9 protein-coding genes are annotated in these 14958 nt (G+C 43.4%); 7 read left to right on the plus strand and 2 right to left on the minus strand.

Features of this window, described 5'->3' with window-relative positions:
- The first annotated feature begins 2 nt into the window (after positions 1-2).
- The 7 genes from ACTJJQ_RS15905 (at position 3) to ACTJJQ_RS15935 (ending at position 12489) form a co-directional block, all read left to right on the plus strand.
- The gene (locus tag ACTJJQ_RS15905) at positions 3-7151 is read left to right on the plus strand and encodes an amino acid adenylation domain-containing protein (RefSeq protein WP_440600388.1); all 7149 of its coding nucleotides are present in this window, start codon (positions 3-5) and stop codon (positions 7149-7151) included.
- 20 nt (positions 7152-7171) lie between these two features.
- On the plus strand, positions 7172-7399 hold the full coding sequence (locus tag ACTJJQ_RS15910; protein ID WP_024718451.1) for an MbtH family protein: 228 nt from the start codon (positions 7172-7174) through the stop codon (positions 7397-7399).
- A 122-nt stretch (positions 7400-7521) separates the two neighbouring features.
- Positions 7522-9147: an ABC transporter substrate-binding protein gene (locus ACTJJQ_RS15915; protein WP_025208331.1), complete on the plus strand. Its 1626-nt coding sequence runs from the start codon at positions 7522-7524 to the stop codon at positions 9145-9147.
- A gap of 98 nt (positions 9148-9245) precedes the next feature.
- A complete protein-coding gene (locus tag ACTJJQ_RS15920; protein WP_056703837.1) occupies positions 9246-10211 on the plus strand; it encodes an iron-hydroxamate ABC transporter substrate-binding protein in 966 nt (321 codons plus the stop codon).
- A 90-nt stretch (positions 10212-10301) separates the two neighbouring features.
- Positions 10302-11090: an alpha/beta hydrolase gene (locus ACTJJQ_RS15925; protein ID WP_217029227.1), complete on the plus strand. Its 789-nt coding sequence runs from the start codon at positions 10302-10304 to the stop codon at positions 11088-11090.
- Between the two features lie 18 nt (positions 11091-11108).
- Positions 11109-11252: a YycC family protein gene (locus tag ACTJJQ_RS15930; RefSeq protein WP_008347524.1), complete on the plus strand. Its 144-nt coding sequence runs from the start codon at positions 11109-11111 to the stop codon at positions 11250-11252.
- A gap of 22 nt (positions 11253-11274) precedes the next feature.
- The gene (locus ACTJJQ_RS15935) at positions 11275-12489 is read left to right on the plus strand and encodes a CynX/NimT family MFS transporter (protein ID WP_017368453.1); all 1215 of its coding nucleotides are present in this window, start codon (positions 11275-11277) and stop codon (positions 12487-12489) included.
- Positions 12490-12529: 40 nt separating this feature from the next.
- Here ACTJJQ_RS15935 and rplI read toward each other — a convergent pair whose 3' ends face one another.
- Together rplI and ACTJJQ_RS15945 are read right to left on the minus strand one after the other, a co-directional pair.
- Complete coding sequence (rplI, locus tag ACTJJQ_RS15940; RefSeq protein ID WP_007497423.1) at positions 12530-12979, minus strand: 50S ribosomal protein L9; 450 nt, start codon at positions 12977-12979, stop codon at positions 12530-12532.
- Entirely contained in the window at positions 12976-14955 is a 1980-nt protein-coding gene (locus ACTJJQ_RS15945; protein WP_217967635.1) for a DHH family phosphoesterase, read from the minus strand. The genes rplI and ACTJJQ_RS15945 overlap by 4 nt, the downstream gene beginning before the upstream one ends.
- Between the last annotated feature and the right edge of the window lie 3 nt (positions 14956-14958).

A 14958-nucleotide genomic window follows, 5' to 3' on the forward strand; every position in this document is an offset into this window, starting at 1 on the left:
CCTTGTCGATCCAGTCCGTCGATTCATTCCCACTAACCGGTGCCCAATCAGGCATTTGGTATGCGCAGCAGCTTGATCCATCTAACCCTATTTTCAATACAGCTGAGTATATAGAGATTAAAGGTCCTATTGATCCCATACACTTTGAAGCAGCCATTCGAAAGACTGTCTTAGAAGCAGATTCCTTGTATATGCAATTCATTGAGGATACTGACGGTCCAAAGCAATGGATGACATCTAAGAAAGAGATCCCATTTCAATATGTCAATTTACAAAATGAAAAACAGCCGTTTGATGCGGCTAAAGCATGGATGAAAGCCGATCTTTCCACACCAGTCTCTTTAGAGAAAGATGTATTATTCCGTGAAGTGCTTTTTCAAATTGCTGACGACCGATTTATTTGGTATCAGCGCATTCATCATATTGCCATTGATGGATTCGCCTTTTCGCTCATTGCACGTCGTGTTGCTGAGGTCTATTCAGCCCTATCGCAAGGGACACCTGTGCCTCCTCAAACATTTGGAGCTTTACATGATGTAGTCCAAGAAGAGATCACTTATCAACAGTCCAATCGATTTGAAGATGATCGAGCATTTTGGAAAAATCGTTTTGCTGATCAACCGGAAATTATCAGCCTTGCTGAGCTTGCCCCAAGAACGTCGGATCATTTTATCCGGAAAACGGCTAGATACGATACCGAAAAGGTAAGCAAAATGAAAAAAAACGCCCAAGCCTTCGGTAGTACGTGGCATGAAATGATTCTTGCCGCATCCGCACTCTATATGCATCGTATGACGGGTGCACATGATATTGTTTTAGGATTACCTGTGATGATGCGCCTTGGATCGTGCGCCTTGCAAACACCTGGAATGGTCATGAACCTGGTACCGCTTCGTTTAACATGCAAACCAGAAATGACGCTCTCAGCACTTGTTCGTCAAGTATCTGATGAACTGAAAGCCATTCGTCCTCATCAACGATATCGTCATGAAGACATGCGGAGAGACTTTAAGCTCATCGGAAGAAATCAACGATTATTCGGTCCACAGATCAATATCATGCCATTTGATTATAATCTCAAGTTCGATCAGAGCATTGGTCGAGCACACAATCTCTCAGCAGGACCGGTAGATGATTTATCGATCAACATATACGACCGTGCGGATGGAAACGGATTTCAAATCGACTTTGATGCAAACCCTGCTGTTTACAAAGAGACAGCCGTTGACGCTCATCAACATCGTTTTCTTCAATTGCTGGAGGAAATAACCGGACTAGAGCAAGATCAGACAATCAGTCAATTCAACCTTCTTTTGTCTGAAGAAAAAGAGAACATTCTCAAGCACTGGAATGATACAAAACGAGAATTACCAAAAGAATCATTACGGGAACTATTTGAAAAACAAATGAGCAAAACGCCGCAAGCAAAAGCATTACAGTTTGAAGGAATCATTTTGACCTATGAAGAGTTGAATCAGCGGGCAAATCAATTAGCTCATTATTTGAAAAATCGTGGCATTGGACCAGAACAATTCGTCGCAATCGCTCTGCCTCGATCCATCGATATGGTCGTAAGTCTATTAGCCGTCGTCAAAACGGGAGCCGCATATCTGCCACTAGACCCTGATTATCCTAACGATCGTGTCGCCTATATGCTAGAGGATGCCAAACCGGCGTGCTTGCTCACAATCAATGAGACAGCAGGTGGTTTGGACTATCCTCACATCGTTCAACTGGATGATGCAACTGTTCATCAGGAGATAGCAGGCAGTCCGCATCTCAATCCTACCTGGAGCGAGGGCTCTCCACATCACCCCGCCTATATCCTCTACACGTCAGGATCGACAGGCAAACCAAAGGGTGTTGTTGTAACAAAGCGAAATGTAATTAACTTTATATTGTCCATGCAAGATGCATTTTTATTAGGTCAAGGAGACCAGCTTTTAGCGGTAACGACCATAGCCTTTGATATTTCCGGGCTAGAAATGTTTCTCCCACTCTTACATGGGGCAGCTATTTTATTGGCAAAAAAAGAAACGATACAAGAACCAGCAAAGCTTTCAAACATGATTCGTACTCATCAGGTCACAATCATGCAGGCAACACCAACGTTGTGGCATGCATTGGCAGATGAATACCCTGACGTGATCACAGGTATGCGTGTTCTTGTTGGAGGAGAAGCACTTCCTGCCTCCCTTTTGCACACACTGCAATCTCTTCAATGCGACATTACTAATTTGTACGGACCTACAGAAACGACGATCTGGTCTACGATGCAAAATGTCACAGCACATCAAGAGAATAGCGGGCCGGCAATTGGTCAACCCATTTGGAATACGAGCATTTACATTTTAGATGAAGGACTAAACCCAGTCCCAGCAGGATCAATCGGTGAACTTTATATTGCAGGTGAAGGAGTATCAAGAGGATATCTTGGACGATACGACTTAACGGCAGAACGATTTGTCGCTGATCCGTTCGGCACAAAAGGTACGAGAATGTATCGTACTGGAGATTTAGCCAGATGGCGTGAAAATGGTTCGATTGATTATATAAGCCGTGCCGATCATCAAATTAAAATTCGCGGCTTCCGTATTGAACTGGGTGAAATTGAAACCGTGATTATGCAGCATCAAGCTATAAAGCATACATCTGTGATCGTTCGTGAAGATCAACCTGGGCAACAGTTGCTTTGTGCGTATGTTGTGCTGACAGACGACTCAGCTCTTCACCCTTCAGAGCTCAGGCAATTTGTGGCTGAATTACTTCCAGACTACATGGTGCCTTCTGCTGTTGTCTTTTTGCCGGAACTGCCACTTACACCAAACGGCAAAATCGATCGCAAAGCATTGCCGGTGCCAAATATGTCTTTAGTTAGTTCCGAGCGTACACCTAGAACACCCCAAGAAGACATGTTATGTAGTTTATTTGCAGAAACACTTGGCCTATCTCAAATTGGCATAGATGATAGTTTCTTTGACTTAGGTGGACATTCTTTACTTGCCGCTCGTCTGCTTAGACGTATACGCGATACATTCGGTGCAGACCTAAGCATGAGCACCATTTTTGAATCACCTCGGGTTGCTGAACTTGCGCAGCACTTGGACAAAGCGAAGGACATTCGGCCGCCGCTTCAGGTAGAAAACAAGCCAGATGAGATACCGTTATCCTTTGCCCAAAAACGGCTCTGGTTCCTTCATTGCCTTGAAGGGCCAAGTCCAACTTACAATATTCCACTTGTCATTCAGCTGACAGGTACACTAGATCAACAAGCTCTAACTGGTGCTTTGGCAGATATCACTGAAAAACATGAAACCCTTAGAACCATTTTTCCAAATAAGAATGGAATGCCAAGACAGGTTATTTTACACCCAAAAAGTGTTCAGCCTGAACTCCATGTCACAGCTTCGAGTGATCAACAAATTGAGAATCAATTAAATGCAGCCATTCGCTATAGCTTTCAGATTGAAGAAGAACCTGCACTGAGAGCTGAATTATTCATGCTTGATGCAAATCGATATGTGCTGCTTCTGTTGCTGCATCACATCGCTGGTGACGGCTGGTCACTTGCACCGTTGACACGAGACTTAGCTGCTGCTTATGAAGCTCGTATTCAAGGGAAATCCCTCACCTTGCCAGCGGAACCTGTTCAATATGCTGACTATGCTATTTGGCAGCAGAAGCTGTTGGGTAGTGAAGAAGAGACGGATAGTCTATTTGCCAAGCAGCTCAGCTATTGGAAAGGTGCTTTACATGACCTGCCTGAAGAACTGGAGCTTCCCTATGACTTCCCGCGTCCACAGGAAGGAAGCTTTAACGGTGCGACGATAGACTTTACGATCGAACCGGCTTTACATCAAAACCTTCTTGAGCTTGCGAAACAGCATCAAGTGAGTTTGTTCATGGTGCTTCAAGCATCACTTGCAGCATTAATGACACGCCTTGGGGCGGGGACAGATATCCCAATCGGCAGTCCAATTGCTGGACGGAATGACGATGCACTTGACGATATTGTCGGATTGTTTGTAAACACACTAGTATTACGTACAAATACAGCTGGTAATCCAGCCTTTAGTGAGCTATTGAAGCGAGTGCGAAACGTTGACTTAGCAGCCTATGAGCATCAGGATCTGCCATTTGAACGGCTAGTGGAAATCCTAAATCCAACCCGCTCCAGATCACGGAATCCATTATTCCAAGTCATGCTTGCCTTCCAAAATACACCGAAGGCGGAAATGAAGCTGACACAACTTGATTCGGATCTCTACGTGAAACCAGTGGGATCAGCTAAATTTGATCTGACCATCGAATTGACAGAACAAAGAACTGAAACTGGATCAGCAGCAGGATTAACAGGATTGTTTGAATTCAGCACAGATGTATTTAAACAAAGTACCGTTCGAGCAATCGCTGACAGAATGAAGCGCTTTTTAACAGAGATAGCTGAGCGCCCACATGTGCCGATTGGTCAAGTGAACATTTTATCAGATCAAGAACGACAAACATTTCTCCCTGACAAACAGACATTCGCTCAGTCAGACCAAGCACCTAATCTCCCAGCCTTATTGGAAAAAACGGTGCAGCAATTCCCTGATCGAGTGGCTGTAACGGATGGCAAGAGGCAGCTTACTTATCAAGAGTTAAACAACAAAGCCAATCGTCTGGCTCATTTATTAATACAAAGAGGCGTTGGACCAGAACAGTTCGTTGCACTTGCCCTGCCTAGATCAATTGATATGCTCGTCAGTTTATTAGCCGTTCATAAAGCAGGCGCAGCCTATGTTCCGCTTGATCCTGATTATCCAGCAGACAGGCTGGCATACATGATACAAGATGCAAAACCAGTTTGCAGCATCACAACAAAAGCAGCTGCATTACATCTCCCTGCTGATTGCGATTTGATTTTGTTAGACGAAAAAGAAACAATTGATCAATTGCTGACTACGCCAAATCACAATCCGGCTGATATAGACAGAATTGAGCCGCTATCTTCTCTGCATCCGGCCTATATTATTTATACGTCTGGCTCTACAGGGAAACCAAAAGGAGTGGTCATTCCACACCAAAATGTCATCCGTCTTCTGACATCTACTGAACATTGGTTCCATTTCGATGAAGAGGATGTTTGGACAATGTTCCATTCATATGCCTTTGACTTTTCAGTTTGGGAAATATGGGGACCCCTTTTATATGGCGGGCGACTTGTCATTGTTCCTCATACCATCTCTCGTTCTCCAGAAGAGATGATGCAGCTTCTAGTCGATGAAGGTGTGACTGTGCTTAATCAAACACCATCCGCCTACTATCAGCTCATGCAGGTAGACAAGGAACAACAAACACTTGGTCAAGCATTATCACTCCGCTATGTCATCTTTGGCGGTGAAGCATTAGAGCTTAGCAGATTAGAAGATTGGTACAGCCGTCACTCAGACTGCAAGCCAAAATTAATTAACATGTATGGCATTACAGAAACCACCGTTCACGTTACGTACAATGTACTCAATCGAGACATGATCGCAAAGAAATCCAGCAGTTTAATAGGCGAACCAATTCCTGATTTACACGTATACGTACTAGATGAATACCTACAACCTGTTCCACCTGGGACAACAGGTGAAATGTATGTAGCTGGAGCTGGTTTGGCAAGAGGTTATCTAGGCAGGCCTGACCTGACATCAGATCGATTCCCTGCTGATCCTTATGGAGCACCTGGCACAAGGATGTATCGTACAGGCGACCTCGCTCGCTGGACAGAAGAAGGGGCACTTGATTACATTGGTAGAGCTGATCATCAAATTAAAATACGCGGGTTTAGGATTGAACTTGGAGAAATCGAAGCCGTTCTATCACGCCACGACGCAGTTGCACAAGTTGCCGTCATTTTGCGAGAGGATCAGCCTGGTGACAAACGCTTAGTCGCATACATCGTAACAACTGAAGAAGACCATTTCGATACAGAGACTCTTCGCCATTTTGCGGCGGCCAGTCTTCCTGATTACATGGTGCCTGCGGCTTATGTACAGATTGATACGATGCCACTTACAGCAAACGGGAAGCTTGATCAAAAATCACTACCGGCACCTCAATTGCATATACAGCAAACGGATGGCCGCGGACCAAGAAACCCAAAAGAGGAAGTTCTATGCCACCTCTTTGAAGAGGTGCTTGATTTGCCAAAAATCAGCATTGACGATCGCTTTTTTGACATTGGCGGGCATTCCTTACTTGCGGTTCGTTTAATCAGCCGCATTCGTGATGCACTTGGTGTGAAACTGAGCATCGGAACGTTGTTTGAAGCACCGAACGTTGCCAGCTTGGCAGAGAAACTAGAAACAGGAAGCGATGAAAACGCACTAGAAATCTTACTGCCGCTACGAACAAATGGAGAAAGACACCCTCTCTTCTGTGTTCACCCAGCAGGTGGTCTTAGCTGGTGCTATGCAGGCCTCTTGAATACATTAGAGAAAGACATCCCTATTTATGGATTACAGGCACGAGGAATCGCAAGAAAAGATGACTATCCGCATACACTCGATGATATGGCTGCCGATTATATTAAGCACATCCAAACGATTCAGCCAAAAGGCCCTTATCATCTACTTGGCTGGTCACTTGGCGGAAACGTTGTACAAGCAATGGCTACTCAACTCCAGCAGCAAGGTGAAGAAATCGCTCTCGTTGCGATGCTGGATGCCTATCCGAACCATTTCTTACCGATTAAAGAAGCACCTGATGAAGAAGAAGCACTAATCGCTCTTCTTGCACTCGGCGGTTATGATCCAGATACCTTAACAGGTGAACCGCTCACGATGAAAAGTGCTGTCGACATCTTGAAGAAAGACGGCAGTGCACTAGCAAGCTTAAGTGAGGATGCCATTAGAAATCTAAAAGAAACCTATGTCAACTCAGTGCGATTGCTCGGGGAATATCAGCCAAAAACTTATCAAGGGGACATATTATTCTTTAGATCTACCATTATCCCAGACTGGTTTACACCGATTGATCCCGAAGCATGGGCACCTTATATCAATGGAACCATTGAACAGCACGACATTCATTGCCGGCACAAAGACATGTGCCAGCCTAAACCCCTAGCAGAAATTGGTGTCATCTTAGACAACGCTCTGCACCGGGTCAAACAAAAGCACTAAGAATAAAGGAGAGATGACAAATGACAAATCCCTTTGATCGTGAAGACGGTGTATTTCTTGTGCTTGTCAATGAACAAGGACAACATTCACTTTGGCCATCATTTGCACCAATACCAGATGGATGGGAAAAGGTCTTTGGTGAAGACACTAGAAATGCCTGCATTGATTATATCCAGACACACTGGCAGGACTTACGGCCATTAAGCTTAACAAAAGAACCTGCGTTAGCACATGGAAAAACGGAATAAATCATCGCACCCTGATCTCCATCAGGGTGCTTTTTTGACAGAATAAACACACCATTTTCCAGCTCTTTCTGATACAATTCAATTGAGAATATTTATCAATTAATAAGAGATCAGGTGGTTTTATGGGAAACAATCATCAATTATGTACAAAGGTAAATGCTGAACAATGCATTTATCGATTAACATATACTGAAAAAATAAATAATGCAGATCTTCCACATACGGAGCAGCAGTTGTCAGATACTTTCTGCCTCCTTTTTAGCATAAGCGGCAGCGGTTTACTTACATTGAACGATCAAAGATGGCGATTGAAACATCTGACACTCTATACGATGATGCCTGGGGAAACATTTATGTTGAAAACAGAGCCTTATCAAAAACACGAGCTCTATCTGTTTCGCTTTCAGATGTACACGCCGCAAGGTCAAAACATAGAAGAAGTATCAACTGAACATGCCCGCTCTTTACTGAATGTATGGCAATTTATCGATATTAGCTCGATTGAACACATTCATTCTTTACTGTCCGACATGACAGCAGAATGGCAAAAACCTGAATCCATTAGCTTTTTTAGAAGCCAAACCCTTTTTCAACAGCTCATGATGCAGCTTTTCACACTGCATAAAGAAGACATTTGTGACACAACACACGCCCTTTTTAAAACAAAACAATATATCGATCAACATTCCGAAGAACCTCTCAGCCTTACAAGTCTATCTCATATGGCTGGTATCAGCGCCAATCATTACAGCGAGCTATTTAAAAAGCATTTTGATGTGAGTGTCACTGATTATATCACCAAGAAAAGACTGGCTAGAGCCAAACAGTTCATGGCAAAAGGTCATGCAAAGCTCAAAGACATTGCACAGGACATCGGCTATCAAGACCCCTATTACTTTAGCCGTATCTTTAAGAAAAAAACGGGTATCACTCCTTCTGCTTATATGAAAAGCCGTCAACGGAAAATGGCTGCCTATGGCCATTCCATACTCGGTCAGCTCACACCCATTCATATCATCCCATATGCTGCCCCTCTTCACCCTAAATGGACAGCACATGATTTTGAGCATTATGCAGAAGAAATTCCGATTCATCTGAGTGCACATCGTATCAACGAACACGCTGAAGCCAATTTACAGCAATTGAAGGAAGCACAACCTGAGCTGATCATTGCCAATGATCATGTGACAGAGGAAGAAAAACAAGTGTTGAAAACCATCTGTCCTGTTCACTTTGTTCCATTCACACAATTGGATTGGCGCGCTCAATTCAGACAAACAGCTATGTTCTTAAACGAAACGAGGGAAGCAGAAGAATGGCTCCTTCATTACGAGGAACTCGTCATTCAAGCGAAAAAGGCATGCCTTATTGATCATCCACCAAGAACCGTCCTGCCTCTTCGTATCTTTCAAGATCAGCTCTACTTATCTGTCAATCGCACCATGTCAGAAGTAATTTTTCATGACATTGGCCTTCCGCCAGCTTTTCAGAATGATGGCCAGCTCATCGAAAAAAAAATCAGCATTCACTCTATACAGCAGTTAGACCCCGATGCCATCTTCCTCTTGTTGCATAAAGAACCAAAAACCATTGCTTTTTATCAAAAATTAAAGCAACAGGAGGCTTGGCAAAATCTCAAGGCTGTGACGCAACAAGCTGTCTATCCACTCGCTTCTGACCCTTGGCGTGAATACACAGCAGCTAGTCATCAACGAGTCATTCAGGACCTTTTATCTTTTTTTCCGTAAAAAGTCCATCACTAGACAGATCATTGTCTATGGATAAAAGGACGAATGACTACTACAATCTTTAATTGAGAACAATTATCAGTTAAAGGAGAAAATAAATGAAAAAATGGTTCGCATTGCTTATCCTTTGTATCATGACGATCACCGCAGCAGCCTGTGGTGCTGCAGAAAATAAACCGGCTTCAAACACAACCAAAAGCAAGTCAGCTGAAGCAGCAGAAACAAACATCAAATATTTAGATCAAACGTACAAACTCAAAACACCAGTGAAAAGAGTCGTCATTGCTGGAAGCCTAGAATCGATGGAAGATGCAAAACTACTTGGTATCGAGCCTATTGGTGCTTCTACTGTCGGCGGCACTTTCCCTGAATTATTTAAAGACATTACAGCAAAAACAGAAGGCATTGGGGAAAAAACTGAACCGAACCTAGAAAAAATCTTAAAACTAAAACCAGACGTGATACTCGGATCAACCAAGTTCCCGCCTGCAACAATTAAAAAACTAGATAAAGTCCAAACGACGATCCCAGTATCACATGTCTCTTCCGACTGGGAAAGCAACCTTTTATTACTCGGTGAACTGACTGGAAAAAGTGAAGAAGCGAAAAGCATCATCTCTGATTATCAGAAAGATCTCAAACAAGCGAAAGAAACCCTGAAAGACAAAAGCAACAACAAAACAGCTGTCATTTTACGCATTAGACAGGGCGACCTGTACGTGTACCCTGAAGACGTATACTTCAACTCTACTTTATATGGGGACTTAGGATTTACAACACCAAGTGATATCAAAAAAGCCAAAGCACAAGCAATGATTTCATTGGAACGCCTAGGTGAACTCAATCCTGATTATATCTTTGTTCAGTTCTCCCAAGAGGAAAACTCATCGAATCCAAATGCATTGAAGGACTTAGAGGGAAATAAAATTTGGAACAGCCTAAAAGCTGTGAAAAATGGACACATCAATGAAAATGTCGTTGATCCTATGCTTCAGGGAGGAACAGCACTAAGCAAAACCACCTTCCTTGATCAGGCTGTCAAATGGCTAGATCAAACCAACTAAAAAGATGCGCATCTTGACAAAGGGCTAAACATTTTAGTCCTTTGTTCTTCTTTTTCAGCGGAGCTTGAAAACTTGAAGGAGAGAATACACATGAACGGAACGTTTCTATATGACGAATTGAACGGGCGGCAGCTTGATATTTACCTTCCACCGGACACCTCTATTGATGTTCCAGCTGTCTTTGTACAAGATGGCTCTTCTTTGTTTAGAACCCACCTGCTAGAGATCGAAAGCATGATTGAAGCCAAAACCATCTCGCCAATCATCATCGTCGGTATACACCCCTTCAATCGACTTGACGAATATACACCATGGAAAGCATCATCACTGCATTCTGGATTCCCTGACTTTAAAGGTGAGGCACAGACATATGTGTCATTTTTAGAAAATGACTTGCTTCCATATATCAAAAGAGAATACCCAGTCAAACAGACCGGTCATGAACATAGCCATGTAGGTGCTTCATTAGGTGGGCTATTTGTTATTTATACCCTATTGATGCACCCTACCCTTTTTCAACGTATCGCATCTATCTCTGGGTCATTTTGGTATCCAGATTTTCTATCGTTTGCTAAACAACAAAGCATTCAGTCTGTGGACCACCTTGTCTATTTGTCTGTAGGCAGTGAAGAAGGGAAAGGCAAAACATCTGCCCAACAGCACATGCCTTTATTCAACAAACAACTCCATGATCTTTTATTACAGAAAGGGATGCAGGAACGAAAGCTTCACTTTCACATTGAACAAGGAGAGGGCCACCATCTGAAACAATTTCAAAAAAATTTCTTATCGGCCATCAAGTGGTTTTATAAAAGAAAACCCAAATTTTTTATCAGCAAGTCACAAAGTCGATATGGTATATTGGAACGTATAGATTGAAAGAGGAGGGATTTGCGCATGAGACCTTTACAAATCTCAGCCGATACCGCACAAAAGCTTGCTGCATCACTCAATGTACCGTTAGAGCAAATCATGCATATGCCGCAGCACATCTTATTAGCTAAATTAGCGGAGCTTGAACAGAAGAAAGATCGTTCTTAAAGAAATAAAGGAGTTTACATTCATGGAACAACAACTAGAAAAATCAACATTTCATCCTCGCAGTACAGGGCAAACCATTTTGCTGATTGCTGGGATTTTACTCATTGCCTTTAACCTGAGGCCAGCCATTACGTCTGTTGGTCCTGTGATCGGTGCCATTCGTTCTGATTTACAGCTATCAAATGGACTTGCTGGTTTCCTCACGACATTACCACTGCTCTCATTCGCATTGCTATCTCCCATTGCACCTAAAATCGGAAAACGTCTTGGGAATGAACGAACACTTTGGCTTGGGCTTGCTGTCCTGCTCTTTGGGATTGTCATTCGTTCATTTGGCAGCATCACCTTTTTAATGATGGGAACGGCGCTAGTTGGCGTCGGGATTGCGATTTGTAATGTGCTTTTACCTGGACTTGTGAAACATAAATTCCCTGCACATGCTGGATTAATGACAAGCGTGTATACGACATCGATGTCCGTTTTTGCTGCACTTGCATCTGGTGTCAGCGTTCCGCTCAGTCATGCGATGCCTGGGGGCTGGAATACATCATTCCTTGTCTGGGCCGGACTTGCCCTTCTTGCGATGATGGTGTGGGCGCCGCAGCTTCTTCATCAGAACACAGCTGCTGTCAAAAGCATTTCGCTCAAAGAGCAGCCAATATGGCGTTCACGTGTCGCATGGCAGGTGACCTTTTTTATGGGCTTGCAATCATTCCTTTTCTACAGCAGTATCGCATGGTTTCCTGATATTTTGACATCACATGGCATGAACCTGGCGACAGCGGGATGGATGCTCTCTATTATGCAGTTCACTGGTCTGCCATCCACCTTCTTAACGCCCGTCTTTGCAGAAAAATTAAAAACGCAAAGACCGCTTGTCGTCGGCCTTGTCCTTGTGTATTTACTCGGCATGATTGGACTCCTTCTCGGAGGGTCGACGCCTATTCTTGTCATCTCTGTGCTATTCATCGGCGTCGGACAAGGGGCCAGTATCAGTCTTGCCCTCACATTTATCGGATTAAGAACAACCAATATGGAACAAGCAGCTGCCCTCTCTGGAATGGCGCAGTCACTCGGTTATTTATTAGCCGCTGTTGGTCCATTCATGATCGGTATCCTTTTTGATGTGACACATACATGGACACCAGCCATTATCATCTTTATCATCGTCCTATTTTTCATGTTTATATCCGGTATGCGTGCTGGACGAAGCGTCTATATTTCAGATCCATCATAAACAAAGAACCCGCCTCACGAGGAGACGGGTTCTTTTCTGTTTATGCTTGTTCTGTGACGTGCACTTTTAATGTTGCTTGTACTTCTGGGTGAAGCTTCACCGGTACATTTGTGTATCCTAACGCACGAATGGCATCATTCAACTCGATTTTACGCTTATCGAGTTTGATTTGATGTTCTTTTTGCAATTTATCAGCGATTTGTTTGCTTGTAATCGATCCAAATAGACGACCGCCTTCACCTGATTTAGCAGTGAGTTCCACTGTCAGCGCCTCAAGTGTTTCTTTTAATTGTTTCGCTTGCTCAAGCTCTTGGATGGCATTCTTTTTCTCTTTGTTTTTCTGCCCTTCCAATGCACTTAGGTTCGTTGGAGTTGCTTCAACAGCTAACCCTTGTTTGATGAGAAAGTTGTGAGCGTATCCGTCAGCTACATTTTTGACTTCGCCTTTTTTCCCTTTGCCTTTTACGTCTTTTAGAAAGATGACTTTCATCTTTGAACCCCTCCTTCGAAATATTCGTCTATGGCAGCTTTTAACTTCTCTACCGCTTCTTCAATGGTTATACCATAAATCTGGGTCGCAGCGTTAGTCAAATGACCGCCGCCATCTAATGCTTCCATAATAATTTGAACATTGATATCCCCTAACGATCTTGCACTAATACAGACCGTATCGTCATCTCGCCTTGCGACAGCAAATGATGCTTCAACCTCACTCATCGACAAGAGAGAATCAGCCGTCTGTGCGATCGTAATTTGATCATAATACTCAGATCTGTCAGACGGCAAGGAAGCAATCGCTACCTGATTTTGATACAGCTCTGTATGCTGAATGAGCTTTGCCCGTTTGATGTAATGATCGACTGTCTCTTTCAAAAACTTTTGCACAAGGACAGGATCTGCCCCTTTTGCACGAAGGTAGGATGCTGCATCGAACGTTCTTGACCCCGTTCTGAGGGAGAAACTCTTCGTATCCACGATGATCCCAGCAAGGAGTGCTGTGGCTTCAATCATGTTAATTCGCAATTTCTTCGGCTGATACTCTAACAGCTCTGTCACAAGTTCTGCTGTAGATGAAGCATACGGCTCCATATAGACAAGTAAAGGATCACGGATAAATTCCTCACCACGTCTATGGTGGTCAATGACAACGACGTTTTCGATCTTATTTAGCAGTCGTTCTTCCATCACAAGCGACGGTTTATGTGTATCTACGACCACAAGCAATGTGTCATCCTTTGCAAGCTCCATCGCTTCCTCAGGCGTGATAAAACGGGACCAAAGTTCTTCATAATTCTTAATTTCACTAATTAAGCGTTGAACGCTATCCCCAATCTGGTTGGCATCAATGACGATGTAACCTTCTTTTCCATTCGCCTGAGCAACCTTTAAAATCCCGATCGAGGCACCGATAGAGTCCATGTCGGGGAACTTATGCCCCATGATCATGACATTACCGCTTTCAGATACAATTTCTTTTAAAGCATGTGAAATGACCCGTGCGCGTACTCGTGTCCGTTTTTCCATTGGATTGGTTTTTCCACCGTAGAATTTCACTTTCCCATTCGGCTGCTTAATCGCTACCTGATCCCCGCCTCGTCCGAGGGCAAGGTCAAGACTCGACTGCGCAAGTGCGCCAAGTTCTTTTAAAGAAGGAACAGACGCACCGATTCCAATACTAAGGGTAAGCGTGGCGCTATGTGCCCCTGTTTTCTCACGAACCTCGTCTAAAATGGAAAACTTCGACGCTTCAAGCTCTGCTAAGATGCTCTCGTTTAATACCGCCATAAATCGTTCAGATGAAATTCTTTTTAGGAAAATGCCGTATTCTTGTGCCCAATTGTTTAACAGCGATGTGACTTCACTATTTATCGCGCTACGTACCTGATCATCAAGACCCTGCGTCACATCATCATAATTGTCTAAAAAGATATAAGATAACACCGTTCGTTCATTTTCATACTGCCTTTCAATCTGCACTTGTTCCGTGACATCAAAGAAATATAAAAGGCGCTCTGACCGTTTAATAATGACTTTGAATTTCCGGTCATTCAGCGTCACATTTTCTGTCTCAACTTCTTGTTTAATAAGAGGCACAATGGATTCAAATGTATCATACAAGGATCTGCCGACAAGTGTGCTTTCATGGAAGCACGAAGCGAGAAATGGATTGGTCCATTCGATAAAATACTGGTCATTAAACAGCATAATACCAATTGGCATCTCCATTAATGCTTCTTCTCCAACCTTTTTGACTCGATAGGATAATGTTGAAATATATGAATCAATCTCTTTTTGTACCTGCGTATCTGCCCACTTTAAAAAGTAGAGCACACCCGCAAGGACTAAAAGACCAACCGCTCCTATGATCCAATTAAAATAAAGGTTGAGGAGGACTGTGATCACCGCAAGGACAATTAACGCGAAGATCGGATACTTGATGACAGGTTTTCGATAGAAGCTTGGCACTGA

This window comes from Bacillus sp. 22483, from assembly GCF_052044605.1.
GTDB classification, from domain to species: Bacteria; Bacillota; Bacilli; order Bacillales; family Bacillaceae; genus Bacillus; species Bacillus altitudinis.

Bases quoted from the DNA above. Each gene is read 5' to 3' on its own strand.
- ACTJJQ_RS15910 (WP_024718451.1), top strand. From the start codon at position 7,172: ATGACAAATCCCTTTGATCGTGAAGACGGTGTATTTCTTGTGCTTGTC.
- ACTJJQ_RS15930 (WP_008347524.1), top strand. From the start codon at position 11,109: ATGAGACCTTTACAAATCTCAGCCGATACCGCACAAAAGCTTGCTGCA.
- rplI (WP_007497423.1), bottom strand. From the start codon at position 12,979: ATGAAAGTCATCTTTCTAAAAGACGTAAAAGGCAAAGGGAAAAAAGGC.
- ACTJJQ_RS15920 (WP_056703837.1), top strand. From the start codon at position 9,246: ATGAAAAAATGGTTCGCATTGCTTATCCTTTGTATCATGACGATCACC.
- ACTJJQ_RS15915 (WP_025208331.1), top strand. From the start codon at position 7,522: ATGGGAAACAATCATCAATTATGTACAAAGGTAAATGCTGAACAATGC.
- ACTJJQ_RS15925 (WP_217029227.1), top strand. From the start codon at position 10,302: ATGAACGGAACGTTTCTATATGACGAATTGAACGGGCGGCAGCTTGAT.
- ACTJJQ_RS15935 (WP_017368453.1), top strand. From the start codon at position 11,275: ATGGAACAACAACTAGAAAAATCAACATTTCATCCTCGCAGTACAGGG.